The sequence below is a fragment of the Streptomyces sp. PL-25 genome (assembly GCF_058344915.1).
Map to the genome: position 1 here is coordinate 494142 of NZ_CP136997.1, position 17808 is coordinate 511949.

Genomic DNA, 17808 nt, shown 5'->3' on the forward strand with positions numbered 1-17808 from the left:
GCCTTGCCGGGGGGCTATCTGAGAACGAGCGCGTGCGTGCCGCGCGGGCACAGCTCGCCGATCACCGGGGGCGCCGGGGACCTCTCCGGCCACCAGCAGGCCGCCGGAGGTCTGGGCGTCGGCCAGGAGCAGCCGGGTGTCCTCGTCGGTGGTGCCGAAGTCGGTGAACGGGGTCACCCACTCCAGGTTGCGCCGGGTGCCGCCGCTGACATATCCGTCCCGCACCGCCTGCCGGGCCCCGTCCAGATACGGCACGGCGGCGGTGTCGAGGACCGCGGTCACGTCGGAGGCGCGGGCCAGTTTGTACAGATGGCCGAGGAGCCCGAAGCCCGTCACATCGGTGGCGCAGGTGGCACCGGCGGCCAGCGCCGCCTCGGCGGCCGCCCGGTTGAGCGCCACCATGGTGGCCACCGCCTGCTCGAACCGCTCTCCGGTGGCCTTGTGCCGGTTGTTCAGCACCCCGAGGCCGAGGGGTTTGGTCAGGGACAGCGGCACTCCGGGGCGGCCGGTGTCGTTGCGCAGCAGCCGGGCCGGGTCGGCGAGTCCGGTGACGGCCATGCCGTACTTGGGCTCCGGGTCGTCCACGCTGTGCCCGCCGCCGACGTGGCAGCCCGCCTCGGCGGCGATGTCCAGGCCGCCGCGCAGCACCTCGCGGGCCAGTGCGAAGGGCAGCACCTCGCGCGGCCAGGCGAGGAGGTTCACGGCGAGGACCGGACGCCCGCCCATCGCGTAGATGTCGGAGAGGGCGTTCGCCGCGGCGATGCGCCCCCAGTCGTAGGGGTCGTCGACGACCGGTGTGAAGAAGTCGGCCGTGCACACCATGGCCATGCCCTGTGTGCCGCCGTCCGCCGCCGCGGGCAGCCGTACGACCGCCGCGTCGTCCCCGGTGGCCGCTCCCACCAGCAGCGCGGCCCTGCTGGGCACCGGCGGCGCCGCCGTCAGCGACCCGAGCACCTCCTCCAGTTCGCCCGGCGGGATCTTGCAGGCGCAGCCGCCTCCGTGGGCGAACTGCGTGAGCCGTACGGGCGTTTCGCCGGTCGTCGTCATGCGGGTCCCTTCCGGTAGCCTGAGCGGGCGGTGGAGGCGTGTGGGTGCCTGGTGGCCCTCCCGGTCTTCAAAACCGAGGTGCCCGAGGATCTCGGGCAGGCGGGTTCGATTCCCGTCCGCCTCCGTCTCCCGCCTCTTCTTCCTTGTGTCCCTGCGGGCGGCAGCGGCGGTGCCGGTCGTCCAGGCGTTCGGTGTGGCCGTGTGCGTCGAGGAGTTCCAGGAGGGGGACGGCGACCCGGCGCGTGGTGTCCAGGGCCCGGCGGGCCTCGCTGAGGGTGAAGGGCTGCGGCAGACGGCGCAGCACGGCGGCGGCTTCGGTGTCGGCGCCCGGCAGCAGGACCACGCCCTCGGCGAGCCGCAGCAGGGCGCCGGAGCGGACGGCCGCCGCCAGCTCCTTGCGGTGGAGGCCGAGTCCGGCGAGGCGGTCGGCCTCGGGGGCGCGGAAGGGCGTCTTCTCCAGTTCCCCGCGCAGGACGTCGACGGCGGCTGCCAGGGGCGGGGGCAGGGCCGGGCGGAGGCCGCCTCGGACGTACAACCGGCCTTGTCCGGAGACGAGTCCGTGGTCGCCCGGCGTGCGGACGAGGGCGTCGACCAGGGTCCGGTCGGGCAGGCCGAGGAGGTGCCGGGCCGCCTCCGCGGGCAGGCCCGGTTCCATGGGGTGCTGCCGCGCGTGCCGTTCGACCTCGGCGGTCAGCCGTGCGCGCAGGCCGGTCCAGTGCTCCGGGTCGGCCAGCCAGTCACCGGCGACCGGCGCGGCCGGCGCGGGCACCCCCATCGCCAGCAGCTCGGCGCGGCGCACGAGCCCGCGGCGGCGCAGCTCCGCCGCGCCGTCCGGTGCGCCGGTCATCCGCGCGAGGTCCGCCGCGCGGGCCCGGCCCGCGCCGCGCCGTTCGAGGCGCGGCGGGCGGACGTCGAGGACGGTCACGGCGCAGGGCGGCCGGGTGCCGCCCGGCTCGCGCAGCACCGCACGGTCCCCGACGCGCAGCGGCAGACGCCGGGCCAGTGCCAGCCGCGCGGTGTCCTCGCCCAGCGGGCGCACGGTCACCGGGACGGCCGCCGTGCCGAGGTGCAGATGGACCTCCCGGGGCAGTTCACCGGCCGGGACGCCGCCGATCCGGACGTCGGCGACCTCGGTGAGCAGCCAGCGGTCCGGGGTCAGCAGCACCTCGCCGCGGCGGAGGACACCGTCCGGGGCGCCGTGCACGTTGACCGCCACCCGGGCGACGCCGCTGACGTCCGTGCGCTGCTCCTGGAGGCACTGCAGCCCGCGCACCCGCAGCGCGGTCGTGCCGTCCGAGGTGACCAGCCGGTCCCCGACCCGCAGGGTGCCCGCGCCGAGCGTGCCGGTCACGACGGTGCCGTGGCCGCGCATCGTGAAGGCGCGGTCCAGCCACAGCCGTACGTCGGCGTCGGCCGGCGGCGCCGGCAGGGTGCGGGCGAGGCGGGTCAGCTCGGTGCGCAGCGTGTCCAGACCGGCGCCGGTGACCGCGCTCACCGCGACGGACGGCACGGCGCCCAGCGAGGTGGCGGCCAGCCGCCGCAGGGCGTCGGCGCGCACCGGTACGGGATCGGCGAGGTCGCCGCGGGTCACGGCGAGCACGGCGTGCCGCACGCCGAGCGCGTCGAGGATCGCCAGGTGTTCGGCGGACTGGGCCTGCCAGCCCTGGTCGGCGGCGACCACGAAGAGCACGGCGGGCACCGGGCCGACCCCGGCGAGCATGGTGGCGACGAACTTCTCGTGTCCGGGCACGTCGACGAAGGCCAGGTGTTCGCCGTCCGGTCCGGCGGGCGTCCACACGAAGCCGAGGTCGAGGGTGAGTCCTCGGCGGCGCTCCTCCTCGTGGCGGTCGGGTTCCATCCCGGTCAGTGCGCGCACCAGGGCGGACTTGCCGTGGTCGACGTGCCCGGCGGTGGCCAGGACCCGCATGGCGCCCCGCCTACCTTTCCGCTGCCCGGCGTACTGCCTCGGCCTGTCGTACGGCCTCGGCCAGCGGTTCGTCGTCCTCGGGCGGCACCGCCCGCAGGTCCAGCAGGCAGCGCCCGGCCTCGACGCGTCCCACGACGGGCCGCGGACCGGCGCGCAGCGCGGCGGCGTAGGGCTCCGGCAGGGACAGGGCCGCACTGGGCAGCACCACTCCGGGCGCGCCGCCGCCGCCGACCGCGGCCGCGCAGGCGACGGCCCGGACGTCGACTCCGGTGCCGCGCAGCGCGGCGGCGAGCCGTTCGGCGCGGCGCGTCAGCTCGCCCGCGTCGGCGGTGAGAGCCGTCTCGGTCGGGGTGGCGGGGCCCGTCAGGGTCGCCTCCAGCGCGGCCAGGGTCAGCTTGTCGACGCGCAGGGCGCGGGCCAGGGGATGGCGGGCGAGCGTGCCGACGAGGCCGGCGTCGCCGAGGAGGAGGCCGCACTGCGGGCCGCCGAGGAGTTTGTCGCCGCTCGCGGTGACCAGCGCCGCTCCGGCCCGCAGCTCGGTCGCCGCGTCGGGTTCCTCGGGCAGCAGCGGGTGCGGGGCGAGCAGTCCGGAGCCGATGTCGACGACGACGGGGACGCCCAGCGCCGCCAGCTCCCGGGTCTGCGCGGCGCGGGTGAAGCCGGTGACACGGAAGTTGGACGGGTGGACCTTGAGGACGCAGCCCGTGCCGGGGCCGACGGCGGCGGCGTAGTCGGCCGCGTCCGTGCGGTTGGTGGTGCCGACCTCGCGCAGCCGGGCGCCGGTGGAGACCAGCAGGTCGGGCAGGCGGAAGCCGTCGCCGATCTCCACCATCTCGCCGCGGCTGATGACGATCTCCCGCCCCGCGGCGAGCGCGGTGGCGGCGAGGACGAGGGCGGCGGCGCCGTTGTTGACGACGTGTGCCGCCGCGGCGTCCGGCACCCGGGCGCGCAGCGCGGCCAGCGCGGAACGGCCGCGGCGGGCCCGGGTGCCGGTGGCCAGGTCGAGTTCGACGTCGGTGGGTCCGGCCGCGTCCCGCACCGCCCGCCGGGCCGCCTCGGACAGGGGCGCCCGGCCGAGGTTGGTGTGCAGCAGGACGCCGGTGGCGTTGATCACCGGGCGCAGTCCCCCGGCGGTGGGCGGCAGCAGCGCGACCGCCGCGTCCGGTACGTCCTCGGGGGCCAGGGCGCCGTGCCGTGCCCGGTCCTGGGCCTGCCGCACGGCGGCCTTCACGGGGCGCGGTCCGAGCCGCTGCGCGGCCCGAACCAGACGGGGATCGCGCAGTACGGCGTCGGTGCGGGGTACGCGCCGCCGTGCGTCGCCGTCGCCGCCATCGGGGCGGGAGCCCGCGGCTCCCGCCGCCCCTGGGCCGGACAGGTCCGAGGTGCCGGGCCGCTCAGGCCGTTCGGAGGGACTGGGCTCGGACCGTTCGGAGGGACTGGGCTCAGGCCGTTCGGAGGGACTTGGCCGTTCGGGTCGTCCCGAGGAGCCGGGCCGTTCGGGCCGTCCGGGTGTTTCCTGAAGGTGCCGTCCCGCGACCCGCTGGTCCACGCCGTCCCTCCGTTCCGGGCCGAGCCCGTTCTCCGGCCGTCCGAGCAGCCCATCGTCCCTCAGCGGCCGCGGTCCTCCGCACGACACGCCGGTACCCCGGCGGCGGCGGAGGACACGCACGGACCCGATGGACCCGATGGAGGGAGAGGCGGCGGGATCAGGTGCTGAGCAGGCGGTTGAAGAACGACCGGTAGTGGCGCAGCGCCTTGCGCAGGTCCTCCGTGTCGACCCGTTCGCCCTGGCTCCACTGGCTCTCCAGCTCCTGCTTGTGCCGGGAGAAGGTCGCGGCCAGCGTCTGCATGACGTCGGCCACCAGGGCGTCGGCGGTGTGCACGGCCTCTCTCGGGTCGTCCACGAACTGGCTCTGGATCTCGTGCCAGCGCTCACGGAAGCCCTGCTCGTCCTCCGGGGTGAGCAGCCGCGGGGCTGCCTCGCCCTCGTCGGCGGCCGTGCCGGTGCTCGCGGCGGACGCGTCGGTGCGGCCGTCGCCGGTGGCGGGCTCATCCATGGCGGACCCGGTCGCCGCGTCGGTACGGCCGGTGTCCGGCGCGCCGGGCCGTGAGTCCGGCCGTTCCCGGGCCGCGGACGGGTCGGCCGCGCCCTCCGTGCCGGGTGCCGTGCCCGCGGTGTCCCGGGCGCCACCGGAGGTGCGGTCCCGGTTCGGTGTCTGCTCCCTGCGCACGGTGCCGGTGCTCTCGCCGGGGTAGACGGGGGCTCTGCGGGCGCCGGTCCGCTGCTCCTCCGTCTCCTGCGCGGGGGCGCCGGAGGGCTGCTGTGCCAGGTCCTCGGTGGACAGGCCGCCGCTGAAGCGGCGCGGTTGGTCCTTGTCTGCGTGCATGGTGTTCCTCCCTGCCCGGCCGGTGCCGCGGGGGCGCCGGCCGGTGTGGCAGGCCGGGTGTGTCAGGACCGGGCGGGCTGCGCCCGGCCGCCGTCGGAGAGCAGTTCGTCGAAGAGGGCGCGGTAGTGCACCATGGCCCCCCGCAACTGCTCGGTGGTGGCCTTGCTCCTGGTGCTGAGCGTCTCGACCTCGTGGGCGGCCCGGTAGTGCTCCAGCGTGCTGCCGTGCTCCACCGAGAGGTCGGCCGCCTGCTGTTCGAACCCCTCGGTCGGATAGCCCCGCTCGTGCATCAGCGAGGTGACGAGCCGGTCCGCGTCGTGCACCGCCTCCGCGGGCCGGTCGACGAACTCCTCCTGGACGCCGCTCCACTCGCGCGTGTAGCGCTCCCGCGAGACCGCGGGCAGTGGCTTGATGTCCAGCGAGTCGTGCCGCCTTTCGCGTTCCTTGAGTTCGCGCTCACCGGCTCTGCGGCTCTCGGCGCCGCCGACGGTCCGTTCGTACTCGGGCCCGAAGCGTTGGCGCAGACGGCGACGCCTCGTCAGCAGAGAGGCCGCCACGGCGATGAGTGCCAGGACGACGACGATCGGGATGATGATGGCGAGAAGTGTTCCCGTGGACATGTGATGCACCCCCTTGGGCACTGTTCCGCGTGCCCGTCCTCGAGGGCCTCATGCGCGAATCCCCCCTTCCCGCGCGAATCCCCCGTCCTGATCGCGTCTGACCGCGCTCGGCCGCGTGATTCGGCCCGGGTTCCGCCCAGGTCCACGCGGGTTCCGGACGAGTTCCGGACGTGTCCCGTGCTCAAGATGCCGACCCGCGAACGGGCGACTAGCGTCTACCAGTGAGAGCCGCAACCGGGGGCACGCCCCGTCCGGCCAGGTCTCCGCAGAGGGGCCCGTCGCCGCGGTACCGGCCCGTGAGAGTTCACGCGGGCGGCACGGCGGTGCCGGAGACCGGGACGTGCTTCTCACTCACGCGGCGACGCCTACGACCGCGCCGCACATTCTCTGTCCAGGGCGCGGCCATCAATCCCGTGCGGTCGATCCATTGCACGGGACGATGGAAGGAAAGGTATTACTCATGCGAGCACAGCGCGTCAAGCGCCTCTTCGCCGTGTCCGCGGCCGGCATCGTGATGGCCGGTGGCGCCGCGATCGGCGCGGCCGGGACCGCTTCGGCCCATGACTCCGGCTACGACTCCCACCACAACTCCGGTTACAGCAGGGACTGCTCCGACCGTGGCGGCTGGTGGAACGACTGCAACGGCTACGGCGACCATCGCGGCGACCGTGGTGGCCACGGCGATCACCGGGGCGACTACGGTGACCACGGACGTGGCGGTGACCACGGACGCGGCGACCACGGTGGCGACCATGGCGGACGTGGCGGTGACCACGGCGGCGGCCACGGCGGTGGCGGTCATGGTGGCGGCGGTCACGGCGGTGGCGGTCACGGCGGTGGCGGCGGTCACGGACGCTGACCCCGGCACAACACAACAGATCACGGCGTGCGGCCCGGTCGTCCGGACCGCACGCCGTGCGGTGTCTGCGGGCCGAGGGGTGACGGCCGGGCCGCCGCCGCTCGGCCCGCCGTGTCGTCCGCTCAGCCCGCCGCGTTGTCCACCCGTATCCTGACCTGCTCCTCCAGCCGCCGCAGGCTGCTGTCGAGGGCGTCGCGGGCGGCCCGCTCCCCGGGGTCGTGGCTGTCCTCGAAGAACGACAGGTGCACGGTCACCTCGCTGGCGCCGCTGCCGATCCCGGCGACCTGGAGCCAGCCCGCGTAGCCGCCCTGCTCACGGGTGCCCCACTCGATCCGCATCTGGTCGGGCTCGGTGCGCAGCAGGGCGGCGGTGTCCTGCCCGGTGTCGTCCTCGTGGACGGTGACGGCGGGCGGGTCCTCGGCGTGCACGTGCAGGACCTCGGGCAGCCAGGCGTCGAACCGTCCGACGTCGGCGGCCTGGTCGAAGACGTGTTCCGGCTGTGCGGGCATCGTGCGGGAGCGTTCGTACTCGGACATGGCGGCACCGTCCCTCCGCTCGGTTTCGTGTCCCGACCGCGTGCCCGTTCCCGCCGGGTCGAAAAGTCCCGGCCGGGCCGTCGGCCGCCCTCCACGGGCCCCCTCCGGGCCGTGGCCCCGTCCTCCGTCGGCTCCTAGGTCGTGTCCGGCCGGTGCCGCAGCGCCTGGAGGACCGCCCAGACGACCGAGACGAACGGGACCGCGACGATCGCGCCGATCACCCCGGCGACGATGCTGCCCGCGATGACGGAGACCGCGACGACCAGCGGGTGCAGCCGCACCGCCCAGCTCATCACCAGCGGATGCAGGACATGGCCCTCCAACTGGCCGATGACGACGATGAGCACGATCACGGCCAGCGCGGTGAGCGGGCCGCGTCCGGCGAGGGCGACCACGGTGGCCACCGCGAGCGCGATCGGCGAGCCGACCAGCGGGATGAAGGCCGCGAAGAACTCCAGCAGGGCCAGCGGCAGCGCGAGGGGCACCCGCAGCACGAACAGGGCGACGCCCACGAGGACGGCGTTGGTGGCGGCCACGATGATGATGCCGCGGGTGTACCCGGCGAAGGCCCGCCAGGCCGCCTGCCCGGCCCGCTCCCAGACCGGCCGGGCACCGGCGGGCAGCTCATCGCGCGCCCAGCGCCACAGGCGTTCCCCGGAGTGGATGAAGAAGACCGAGGTGAACAGGGCGAGCGCGCCCGCCGTGACCAGTTCGACGAGCCGCCCCAGACCGCTCACCGCGCTGTCCACGAGGCTCGCCCGGTGGGCGGAAAGATAGGACATGAACTGGTTCTGGAGCGCGGAGAGCCGACCCGGACCGATCCGGAACGGCGAGCGCTGGAGCCACTGCTCGATCCGGTGGATGCCGCCGGTCAGCTCGTTCGTCAGGCGCCCCCACTCCCCCGCCACCGCCTCGCCCACGAAGGCGAGCAGCGCGGCGAGCACCAGCAGGGAGAGCACCAGCACGGCGGCCACGCACAGCGGCCGGGGCAGCACCCGGTTCAGCAGGTCGGCGAACGGGCGCAGGACCGAGGTCACGACCAGCGCGACGAACACGGCCACCGCGATGAGCTGGAAGCGGCCCAGCACGGTGAAGACGCCGTAGACGGCGGCGCCGACCAGGATGAGGCGCCAGGCGTAGGCGGCGGCGACGCGCAGCCAGGGGACGGTGCGCTCGGCGCGCGGGTGCTCGGCGGCCGGGGCGGTCCGCTCGGGGCGTGGTCGCGGCGGGAGCCTCGTGGAGTGCGCCGGTCTGCTGCCCAGGACCATGTCGCCCGGCCGGCGCCCGCGGCCCCGCCCGGCCGCCGCACCGCCCGCATCCGTCACCGCGCCTCCCGCTGCCGACGTACGGTCAGGTCCCGGTCACCGTACGGGGCGCTCCGGCCCGGCCGTGGGCGCCACGCGCCGGGGCGGGAGTCATCGGCGTGCGGGGCTCCCCGTCCGGCGCAGATGGTCCTCGATCAGGGCGAGGGTGGCGTCGGGCTGTTCGAGCTGCGGAAGGTGGCCGGCCCGGGGCACGACCTCGATCCGGCCGTCGGCGAAGGCACCGGCGTACGCCGCGCCGTAGGCGGGAGTCACCACGCGGTCGCTCTCCCCCCACACGAGCAGGGCGGGCGTACGGACGCGTCCGAGCCTGCGCAGCAGCTTGGGGTCGTGCATGTAGGGGTCGCCGGCCAGGACGCGCATCGTGGCCAGGTCGGCCTGCCGCCGGGCCGCCTCTCCGGGCGGTGCGCCGGCCGTGGCGGCGAGGAAGGGCGCCGGGTCGTGCCAGGAGCGCTCGGCCAGACCGCGGGCGTCGAGGGCGAAGACGTCGGTGACGGGTTCGGACGGTACCCGGACGCCGACGGCGTCGACGAGGACCAGGCCGCTGATCACCCCGGCCGTGTCCCGCACCGCCATCTCGGCGGCCGTCCAGCCGCCCAGCGAGGAGCCGACGACCAGGACGTCGTCCAGGCCGCGGTCGTGCAGGAGGTGGAGGTAGGCGAGGGCGAGGTCGTCGACCCCGGTCAGCCACGCGGGCCGGTGGGTGCCCTCCCAGCCGGGGTGGACGGGGGTGAGGGTGTGGGCGGTGCGGGAGAGGCGCGCGGCGATCCCGGCGACGGTGGCGCGGCCTCCGCCGCCGTGCAGGATCAGCACCGGGCGGCCGGTGCCGGACGCGGAGAGGGTGAGGGGCAGGTCGGGGTACGCGTGCGCCGTGTGGTCCGTGAACATGCCGGACACTGTAACTAAGCATCTTTATATAAGCTAGCTTAGTCATGCTCTAGACTCTCCCCATGGACGCCGACCTGCAGACACTCGGCCGGGCCGTCAAGCTCGCCCAGTACCGCCAGCACCGGGCGCTCGACAGCGCCCTGTCCGCGGTGGGGACGACGCTCGCCCAGTGGGACGCGCTGCGGGCGGTCGGCCGTACGCCGGGCGCCTCGGCGCGCGAGCTGGCCGCCGCCACCTTCCAGAGCGAGCAGGCCTTCGGCACGCTCGTGGGCCGGCTGGCCTCGCAGGGGCTGGTCGAGCGCACACCGGGCCGGGGCAGGCGGATCGAGCACCACCTCACCCCGGCGGGCGAGCGCGTCCTCGCCTCCGGCCACCAGGTCGCCGACGAGGTGCTGGCCTCGTGCTTCGCCGCGCTGTCCGACGACGACCGGGAGCAGCTGCTCCTGCTGCTGCGGCGCCTGACGTCGGACGACGGCGCCTGACGGAGAACGGCCCGGCCGCCCGCGGTTTCGCCTCTCCGATCCGTCCGGCGCGCCGGGAGCGCAGGTCCCCGCGCCCGTGCCCGGTGGCGGACCGCACGCCGGCCTGCGGCCCCGTCGCGGGATCGGCCGTCATCGGCGCATCGGCTGTTGTCCGGGCGGGGCCGCGCCGTGCCGGCCGGCCCGCGCGGCCGTGCCCGCGGCGAGAGGTGACGTTACGCCTCAACGGGCGGGCGTCGCCGCCGCCTTGCGCCCCACGCCCGCGTACACCCAGTACTGGGAGGGGTTCTCCGGGATCTCGTCCGCGTCGCCGGGCCGCCACAGCGGTACATGGACCAGGCCGGGGCCCACCAGGTCGAACCCGTCGAACAGCGACAGGATCGCGTCGTACGAGCGGGCCGTGACCGGTGACGTCGCCCGGTCGCGGTACAACTGCCCGACGGCCGCCGCGGTGTCCGGGCGGTCCTCGTCGGTGGCATGGGTCAGGGCGAGCCAGCCGCCCTCGGGCAGCGCGTCCCGGAACGCGGCGACGATGGCGGCCGGGTCCTCCTGCGGGGTGACGAAGTGCAGGATCGTGATCATCAGGACGGCGACCGGCTGCCCGAAGTCGATGAGTTCGCGCACCCGGGGCGCGGCGAGTATCTCCTCCGGGCGCCGGATGTCACCGGCGACGATGGCCGCGCCCGGGTTGTCGGCGAGCAGCGCCTCGCTGTGCGCGACCGCCACCGGGTCGTTGTCCACGTACACCACCCGGGCACCGGGAGCGGCGGCCTGGGCGACCTCGTGGACGTTGCCCTGGGTGGGGATGCCGGAGCCGAGGTCGATGAACTGGCGTACGCCCGCCTCCGCCAGGAAGCGCACCGCGCGGCCCAGGAAGGCCCGGTTGGCACGGGCCAGGGTGCGGACCTGGGGGTCGATCGCCGTGAAGGCGGCCACCGCCTCGCGGTCTATGGCGAAGTTGTGCTCACCGCCCAGCATGGCGTCGTACATCCTGGCCACACTGGCCTTGCCCGGATCCACGCCCTGCGGCAGACCGTCCCCCTGGAGCATGACCAACTCCCCTACTGATCGGTGACCTTGACCCGGCATCATATAGTTGCGCACGGCACACGCCACCGCTCCCCCGTACACCCGACCACCTGGAAGCCCCGGACCCACCCCACAGCCGGACGGCTTCCCGCGCTCCGGACACACCGCCGCGCACCTCACCACCCGCCCCACGCCGACACCGGCCCCACCCGGAAGGCAACGACCCTGCGGAACACAGAACGCACCGAACCCCGCGTCCGCCGTGAGCCGGAAGGCGCCCACCCCGCGCCTGCCGTCCGCCGCCGGTACTTCTCCCCGGCCGCCGACGCCATCGGGTCGCAACTCGACTTGGAGCTGACCGGCCGCCATGTCGTGCACGCGCTGGCGCCCGGTTTCTGCGACGCGGCCTCGGTCTACCTGCTCCAGCGCTGGCTGGTGGAGGAGGAGGCGCGCATGGCCGCCGATCCGCCGCAGATCGAGGCGCGCCGCCTCGCCCTGCGGATAGGAGCGGACGCGGCCGAGGACTGGGAGCATCTGCTGCCGGTCGGCGAGGTACTGGTCTTCCCGCGCGAGACGCCGTACGCGCGGGCCGTCGCCAGCGGGCAGACGCAGCTGCTGGACGGCGTCGACGACCACACCGCCGAACGGCTGCTCAAGACCGGCCCGGACCACATGGGCGTGGACGCCCTGGTGCGCAGCGCGTCGTTCCTCATCGTCCCGCTGCGCCTGCGCGGCACGGCGGTCGGCTTCATCGCCTGCACCCGCGGCCCGGACCGCGAGCCGTTCGCGCGGGTGGAGGCCGTGGCCGTGGAGTCGCTGGGCTCCCGGGCCGGTGTCGCGCTGGACAACGCCCGGCGCTACGAGCGGGAGCGCCGCACCGCGCTGGCGATCCGGCGCAGCCTGCTCCCGGACACCGGGCAGAGCTTCGAGGGCTGCCGGGTCGCCCACGGCTACCGGCCCGCCGGGCAGGACACCGTCATCGGCGGCGACTGGTACGACGTGCTGCCCCGGGCCGGGCGCCGCCTCGGGATGATCGTGGGCGACGCGATGGGGCACGGCCCGGAGTCCGCCGTCGCCATGATCCAGCTGCGGACCGCGGTGCGGACCCTGGCGGCGCTCGACATCGGCCCCAGCGAACTGCTGCACCGGCTGGACGCCGTCGCCGGTGACACGCCCGGCGCGCCCTTCGCCACCTGCATGTACGCGGAGTGGGACGCGGATCTGAACCTGTGCACCTTCGTCGGGGCCGGTCATCCGCCGCCGCTGATCCGGGGGCCGGGCGGCCCGGCCCGGCGCGTCTCCCTCGTCACCCCGGGACTGCCGCTGGGGCTGGGCACGGGCCGCTACGAGCCGACCGTGCTGCCGCTGTCGGAGCCCTCCCTCGTCCTGCTCTACAGCGACGGTCTGGTCGAGTCCCGCACCCGCGACATCGACCAGGGCATCACCCGGCTCGCCCGGGACCTCGACGCCGGTACCGAGGAGGCGCCGGAGCCCGACGGCCCGGACGCCCTGCCGTCGTTGTGCCGCAGGCTGCTCGCCGGTTCCGGCGCCGACGACGTCTCCGACGACCGGACGCTGCTGCTGGCCGAGCTGACGCCGGGCAGGCACTGAGCCGGGCCGGGCGCGCCGGCCACGGGGTTGTTATGACGGCTGTCATGGTCCATGCTGCTGCCCATGACGGCCGTACGACGGCGTGCGTGCGTGCGGGCGGGGCGGGTCTCGGGGAGGAGCCATATGAGCGCGGTACTGGCACGGACGCTGTGGGAGCGGTACGAGCCCGTCCACAGCCTGGTCTACTTCGCGCCCGAGGCGCGGCAGGCCGCCGCCGAGGCCGGTCTGCGCGGCTTCTGGATGGGCTACTTCGCGCTGCGCGCAGCCCCGCTCGGCCCGGTCGGCGCACCGGTCGTCACCAGTTCGTTCTACGTCTTCCCGCCGCACCACGTGCGCCGTGCCCTCCCGGACGCGTGGGAGCTGGCCGCCCCGGCGGACGCGCTCGCGGCCCGGCAGCACGCCATGGACGAGGCCCTGACCCGCCTGTTCGGGCGGGACGCGGTCACCGGTGCCGCCCTGACCGAGGCGGCCGACCTGGCGTGGGCGGCGGCCGAGGCGGCGGACACCGCCGGACGGGTCCTCTCCGCCGCGAACCAGGCCCTGGACCGGCCCGCGCAGCCGCATCTGCGGCTCTGGCAGGCCCTGACGACGCTGCGCGAGCACCGCGGGGACGGACATGTGGCCGTCCTGGTCTCCCTCGGTCTCGGCCCGGTCGCCGCGATGGTGCTGAAGACGGCGGCGGGCGAGTCCGACGCGGGGCTGCTGCGGGAGATCCGTCCCTGGGAGCCGCAGGCGTGGCAGGCGGCCGAGGCCGCCCTGCGGGCGCGCGGCTGGCTCGACGCGGACGGCGCCCTGACCGCGGCCGGGGTCGCCGGGCGGGCCGACATCGAGGCGCGGACGGACGCGGCGGCGGCGCAGCCGTGGGCGGCCGTGGGGGCGGACGCCGGGGCGCGGCTGGCCGCGCTCCTCGAACCCCTGGCCGAGACGGTGCTGCGCGCCGGTCTGATCCCGGCCGGCAATCCCGCGGGGCTCACCGGCGCGCTCTGGGAGTCCGCGCGGGCCGCCACCGCGGCGGCCGGCGGCACCGGCGGCTGAGGCATCCGCGATGCCGGAGGCCGAGGCGGCGGCGGCCGGGCGGGCCGCGCCGGTCAGGAGCGGTGGCGCGGGCGGGCCGCGAGGACGGCGACGTCGTCGTCGGCCCGGCCCGCCGCCAGCCCGGCCAGGATCTCGTCCAGCAGCCGGGACACGGCCTGCCCCGGCCGGACGCGCAGGGCGGCGAGCCGGGCGAGCGAGACGTCGATGTCCTCGCCGCGCCGCTCGATGAGGCCGTCGGTGAACAGGACCAGCGTGTCGTCGGGCAGCAGTGGCCGCCCGACCGGCTCGTAGGCGCCCAGTCCGGTGCCGAGCGGAGGGCCGACCGGCACCGGGACGGGCCCGGCGGTGCCGTCGCCGTGGAAGACGACCGGTGGCGGATGGCCCGCGCCCGCGTAGGTGGCGGTGCCCCGCGCCGGGTCGAGCAGCGCCAGCAGACAGGTCGCCGGGCGGCGGCCCCGCTCCTCGGCCATCGTGGCGTCCACCTGGCGCAGGATGCGGTGGGGCGGCAGGTCGGCGGCGGCGACGTAGCGCAGCATCGAGCGGTAGGCGTTCATGTCGACCGCCGCGTCCAGCCCGTGGCCCATGACGTCGCCGATGACCAGCAGCGTCCGGCCGAAGTGCAGACGTACCGTCTCGCACCAGTCGCCGCCCACCAGCGTGCCCCGGTCGGCGGGCAGATAGCGGGTGGCCAGTTCGATGTTGGGGTGCGGGCGGCCCGGGTCGGCCACCAGCACCTGCTGGAGCCGGCGGACCTGCTCGCCCATCTCCTCGTGCTCCTCCGCGTGCCGCAGATGGGCCGCCGCCACGCGTGCCGTGTAGTGCACCGCCGCCGTCTCGTCGTCGTCGAAGAGCCGCCCGGTGCGCAGGGCGAGGGCGACGCCGTAGACCCGGCCCCAGGCGAGCAGCGGCACCGACAGGGCGGCCAGGCTCACCCCGCCGGCCGCGGTGAAGGACGCGGTGATCGGATGGCCCGCGTCCAGCGCCTGGACGACGACGTCGAGGCGCGGGACCCGTTCGAGGCCGGCGAGGAGGGCGCGGCGGCCGGACACGGCCGCGCGGTGCAGGGCGCCGGGCGGCCCGGCCGCCCGGCGGCCGGTGCCCCGCGGGTGGTCGAAGAGGTCCACGGTGGCGGCCTCGCAGAACTCCCCGGCGAGGAACTCGGCCAGTTCGGCGGCGGTCCTGCGGACGTCCAGGGTGGTGCCGATCGCGCCGACGGCGCGTTCGGCCCGCGCGAAGCCGTCCGCGCGGGCCGCGCGGCCCGCGTCCGCCGCACCGGGTCCGGGTCCCTGCTCGCCCTGCACCGGCCGCCCCTTTCCCACGGTCCGGGGATCCGGACGGGCGCGCCGCGGACCTCCGGATCCTTCCACCGGCTCCATCCCAGCACCGACGGGGGCCGCGGGCGGGCAGCGACCCGCGGTGCGGCGCACGGAACGCGCCGGCGCTCCGTGCGGGCGGCGGCTCGTCTCAGCCGGCCCCGCCGCGCCCGGACAGGGCGTCCCTGAGCCGGTCGATCATGCCCGCGCCGGGCGCCAGGAGCTTGTTGCCGGGCGGCGTGTCCGGGGCGGAGGGATGCGGCCGGGTCGGCGCGGTCCGCTTCGCCGCGCGCACCTTGTCGCCGAGCTCCTCCAGTTCCCCGGCGCCCGCCGCTTCGCGCAGCCGGGGGAAGAGGTTCTGCTCCTCGTCCGTGACGTGTTCGCGGATCTCGCGCATCAGGCGTCCCATGAGCTGGTCGAAGCGGATCTCGTCGGCCGGGCAGCCCTCCAGGTCCTTCATGGTGCGCTCCGCCCGCGCGTGGTCGTCGATCTCCCGGTCGGCGATCGCGTCGCCGTCCGGCAGGAGCCGCCGTACGGCCGGGTAGAGGTACATCTCCTCGGCCACGGAGTGCCGGACCAGTTCGATGGTGGCCTGGTCCGCCAGGTTCTTGCGCCGTCGGTCCCCGGTGGGGAGGGCCTCGATCTGCGCGAAGATCTCCTCCACCTCGCGGTGGTCGGTGGTCAGTTCCTGGATGACGTCTCCGCCGTGTCCCATGGCCGGGCTCCTCGCCGCTCGAAGGTGATGCGTACCGCCGGACGGCCCGGCGGGTTCCCGGACCGGTCCCGGCCACACCGTCGCGCGCCGCCCGTGCGGGCGTACGCCGCTGATGACGAAGCCGCTGCGCGGGCGGGTCGGGACGCGGCGCAGCGAGATGCGCAGGTCCTGGTCGGGGACGTCGTACTCCAGCCGGGCCAGGCGCACGGCGAGGGCCTGGAGCAGCCCGAGGGTCACGCCCTCGCCGGGGCACCGGTGCCCGGTGCGCGGGTCGCCGCCGCCCTGCGGGATCAGCTCGTCGCGTGCGGGCGGGTGCGCGAGGAAGCGGTGCGGGCGGAAGGTGTACGGATCGCCCCACAGGGCCCGGTCGTGGTTCTGGCCGTAGACGTCCAGGAGGACCATGCCGCCCGCCGGGAGCGTGTGCCCGCGCCAGGTCAGGTCGCGGGCGGCCAGGCCGCCGAGGAAGGGCGCGAAGGGATAGAACCTGCGCACCTCGTGGGCGAACGCGACGGACTCGGCGGGGTCCGGCTTCCGCAGCCGGGCCCGGTGTTCGGGGTGGCGGTGCAGCGCGTGGGCCGCGAAGGCGACGAACCAGCTGACGGCGACGGTGGGGCGCAGCACGTTGAGCAGTTCCACCGCGGCGGTGTACGGCGGCAGCCAGGCACCCGAGGCGTCGCGGTGCCGGGCGACCCGCTCCAGCACGGAGCCCGCCGGTGCCGGTACGCGGCCCGCGCGCACGTTCGCCACCAGGAGGGCGAGGCGTTCCTCCTGACGGTGGCGGGCGCGCCGGGCGCGCCAGTGGCGCGGGCCCGGGGAGGCGAAGCCGTCGACCATCGCGATCAGGTCGCGGGCCACCGCCCGCGCCCGCGGTGCGTCCAGGGGGACCCCGGCCCAGCGGTGCACGCCCCGGGTGAGCGCCACGGCCGCCTCGTCGAAGAGGACGACGTCCGGACGGCGTGCCCAGTCGGCGGCGGCCTCGTCCCACGCCCGGGTGACCTCGTCGACGACGCCCGCGATCCGGTCGGCGTGCAGCAGCGGCAGGAACAGGCGTTTGCGCGCGCGGTGCTGTTCGCCGTCCAGGGTGTGGACCGCGCCGTGGCCGAAAAGGGTGGCCTTGACCGGTCCGGGGAGTGCTCCGTCGCGGCGGACGTGCCGCTCGTCGTAGAAGAACCGCACGGCGTCCGGTCCGCGCAGCGCGAGCGCGGGCCGTCCCAGGAGGCGGGTCTCCACGACGCCGTCGGTGCTGCGTTCCATGAGCTGGGGCAGCCAGGTGTACCCGGCCGCGAGCAGCGGGAGCGTCTGGTCGGCGAGGAGATGGCGGGGGCGTCGGTCGGCGTCCATGCCGGGCCGGGTTCCCCGGGCGGCGTGCCGGAACCACGCGGATACGGTGCGTGTCCGCGTGGTCCCGTGAGCGGCGGCGGGGCGGGCGGCGTGCCCCGGGGAGGGGTGGGCCGACCGCCGCCGCCGTCAGCGGACCGGCCTGAGGTCCGTGATCTTGCGGGTCCTGAGGTCGGACCGTACGTCGATCTTCGTCACCTGGGCGTTCCTGCCGTCGCTCCAGGTGAGGTAGACCCTGCTGGTGGCGTGGCCGCCGCCCGAGCCGGCGTAGGCGACCTTCCACTTCACCGGCACGTTCTGCGCGAAGAGGACGCCGTCGGCGTGCTCCCTGGCCTCGTACGCGGCGACGGCCCTGCGGGCGCCCGCGGTCAGGTAGAACGCCTTCAGCGCCTTGGCGTCGGCGCCCGCGGCGGGATCGGAGCCGTCCCAGGCCGTGTCGATGTAGGCGCCGTAGAAGTCGGCGACCCGCTGGGTGACGCTGCGCGGGTCGCCCTGGGCGGCAGCGGCGGGCGCGACGGACGCGGAGAGGGTACGGGCGGCGGTCCCCGGCGCGGCCGCCGTGCGCGCCGTACGGGCCGGAGAGGTCCCGGGGCCCGCGGCCACCGGGGTCATCGCGGTCAGGGAGCCGGCCGCGGTGAGCGCGGCGGCGGCGATCAGGATTCGTCGGGTGCGGACACGCATGGGCATGTGAGTGTTCCCCCA

General features: G+C 75.8%; 14 protein-coding genes, 1 tRNA gene and 3 pseudogenes. 5 read left to right on the forward strand and 13 right to left on the reverse strand.

The window, feature by feature from the left end; all coding sequences use genetic code 11:
* Window positions 1-14 precede the first annotated feature (14 nt).
* Window positions 15-1047: pseudogene (selD, locus tag R4Z62_RS02035) on the reverse strand (selenide, water dikinase SelD).
* 32 nt (window positions 1048-1079) lie between these two features.
* Between selD and R4Z62_RS02040 the strand changes: the two are divergent.
* Window positions 1080-1172: transfer RNA gene (locus R4Z62_RS02040), tRNA-Sec, on the forward strand.
* Between the two features lie 53 nt (window positions 1173-1225).
* Here R4Z62_RS02040 and R4Z62_RS02045 read toward each other — a convergent pair.
* The 4 genes and pseudogenes from R4Z62_RS02045 to R4Z62_RS02060 all read right to left on the reverse strand — a co-directional run.
* A pseudogene (locus tag R4Z62_RS02045) lies at window positions 1226-2974 on the reverse strand (SelB domain-containing protein); the annotation flags it as partial.
* A 10-nt stretch (window positions 2975-2984) separates the two neighbouring features.
* Complete coding sequence (selA, locus tag R4Z62_RS02050; RefSeq protein ID WP_491521823.1) at window positions 2985-4349, reverse strand: L-seryl-tRNA(Sec) selenium transferase; 1365 nt, start codon at window positions 4347-4349, stop codon at window positions 2985-2987.
* 331 nt (window positions 4350-4680) lie between these two features.
* Window positions 4681-5361 (reverse strand): hypothetical protein, encoded by a 681-nt coding sequence (locus R4Z62_RS02055; RefSeq protein ID WP_491518969.1) that lies wholly within the window; start codon window positions 5359-5361, stop codon window positions 4681-4683.
* A 62-nt stretch (window positions 5362-5423) separates the two neighbouring features.
* Window positions 5424-5981 carry a hypothetical protein gene (locus R4Z62_RS02060; protein WP_064531126.1) on the reverse strand — a complete coding sequence of 186 codons (558 nt, stop codon included), beginning with the start codon at window positions 5979-5981 and terminating at the stop codon, window positions 5424-5426.
* A 460-nt stretch (window positions 5982-6441) separates the two neighbouring features.
* Between R4Z62_RS02060 and R4Z62_RS02065 the strand changes: the two genes are divergently transcribed.
* Window positions 6442-6840, forward strand: a complete 399-nt coding sequence (locus R4Z62_RS02065; RefSeq protein WP_355480673.1) for a hypothetical protein — start codon at window positions 6442-6444, stop codon at window positions 6838-6840.
* A gap of 122 nt (window positions 6841-6962) precedes the next feature.
* Here the strand turns inward: R4Z62_RS02065 and R4Z62_RS02070 are convergent, their stop codons facing one another.
* The 3 genes from R4Z62_RS02070 to R4Z62_RS02080 form a co-directional block, all read right to left on the reverse strand.
* Window positions 6963-7376, reverse strand: coding sequence for an SRPBCC family protein (locus R4Z62_RS02070; protein WP_064531128.1), 414 nt, complete (start codon window positions 7374-7376; stop codon window positions 6963-6965).
* Window positions 7377-7510: 134 nt separating this feature from the next.
* Complete coding sequence (locus R4Z62_RS02075; protein ID WP_491518970.1) at window positions 7511-8701, reverse strand: AI-2E family transporter; 1191 nt, start codon at window positions 8699-8701, stop codon at window positions 7511-7513.
* A gap of 90 nt (window positions 8702-8791) precedes the next feature.
* The gene (locus R4Z62_RS02080) at window positions 8792-9586 is read right to left on the reverse strand and encodes an alpha/beta fold hydrolase (protein ID WP_491518971.1); all 795 of its coding nucleotides are present in this window, start codon (window positions 9584-9586) and stop codon (window positions 8792-8794) included.
* 62 nt (window positions 9587-9648) lie between these two features.
* Here R4Z62_RS02080 and R4Z62_RS02085 point away from each other — a divergent pair, with 62 nt between their 5' ends.
* Entirely contained in the window at window positions 9649-10068 is a 420-nt protein-coding gene (locus R4Z62_RS02085; RefSeq protein ID WP_064531130.1) for a MarR family winged helix-turn-helix transcriptional regulator, read from the forward strand.
* A 219-nt stretch (window positions 10069-10287) separates the two neighbouring features.
* On the opposite strand, the gene R4Z62_RS02090 is transcribed toward R4Z62_RS02085, so the two are convergent.
* Window positions 10288-11115, reverse strand: coding sequence for an SAM-dependent methyltransferase (locus R4Z62_RS02090; protein WP_491518972.1), 828 nt, complete (start codon window positions 11113-11115; stop codon window positions 10288-10290).
* A 327-nt stretch (window positions 11116-11442) separates the two neighbouring features.
* Between R4Z62_RS02090 and R4Z62_RS02095 the strand changes: the two genes are divergently transcribed.
* Both R4Z62_RS02095 and R4Z62_RS02100 read left to right on the forward strand, forming a co-directional pair.
* Complete coding sequence (locus tag R4Z62_RS02095) at window positions 11443-12705, forward strand: PP2C family protein-serine/threonine phosphatase (protein WP_491518973.1); 1263 nt, start codon at window positions 11443-11445, stop codon at window positions 12703-12705.
* A gap of 123 nt (window positions 12706-12828) precedes the next feature.
* On the forward strand, window positions 12829-13740 hold the full coding sequence (locus R4Z62_RS02100) for an SCO6745 family protein (protein WP_355480664.1): 912 nt from the start codon (window positions 12829-12831) through the stop codon (window positions 13738-13740).
* Between the two features lie 53 nt (window positions 13741-13793).
* Here R4Z62_RS02100 and R4Z62_RS02105 read toward each other — a convergent pair whose 3' ends face one another.
* The 4 genes and pseudogenes from R4Z62_RS02105 to R4Z62_RS02120 form a co-directional block, all read right to left on the reverse strand.
* Complete coding sequence (locus R4Z62_RS02105) at window positions 13794-15041, reverse strand: PP2C family protein-serine/threonine phosphatase (RefSeq protein WP_491518974.1); 1248 nt, start codon at window positions 15039-15041, stop codon at window positions 13794-13796.
* Window positions 15042-15204: 163 nt separating this feature from the next.
* Window positions 15205-15768 carry a hemerythrin domain-containing protein gene (locus R4Z62_RS02110; protein WP_491521824.1) on the reverse strand — a complete coding sequence of 188 codons (564 nt, stop codon included), beginning with the start codon at window positions 15766-15768 and terminating at the stop codon, window positions 15205-15207.
* Between the two features lie 87 nt (window positions 15769-15855).
* Window positions 15856-17109, reverse strand: a pseudogene (locus tag R4Z62_RS02115) (cytochrome P450); the annotation flags it as partial.
* A gap of 126 nt (window positions 17110-17235) precedes the next feature.
* Entirely contained in the window at window positions 17236-17793 is a 558-nt protein-coding gene (locus R4Z62_RS02120; protein WP_491518975.1) for a hypothetical protein, read from the reverse strand.
* Window positions 17794-17808: the final 15 nt, after the last annotated feature.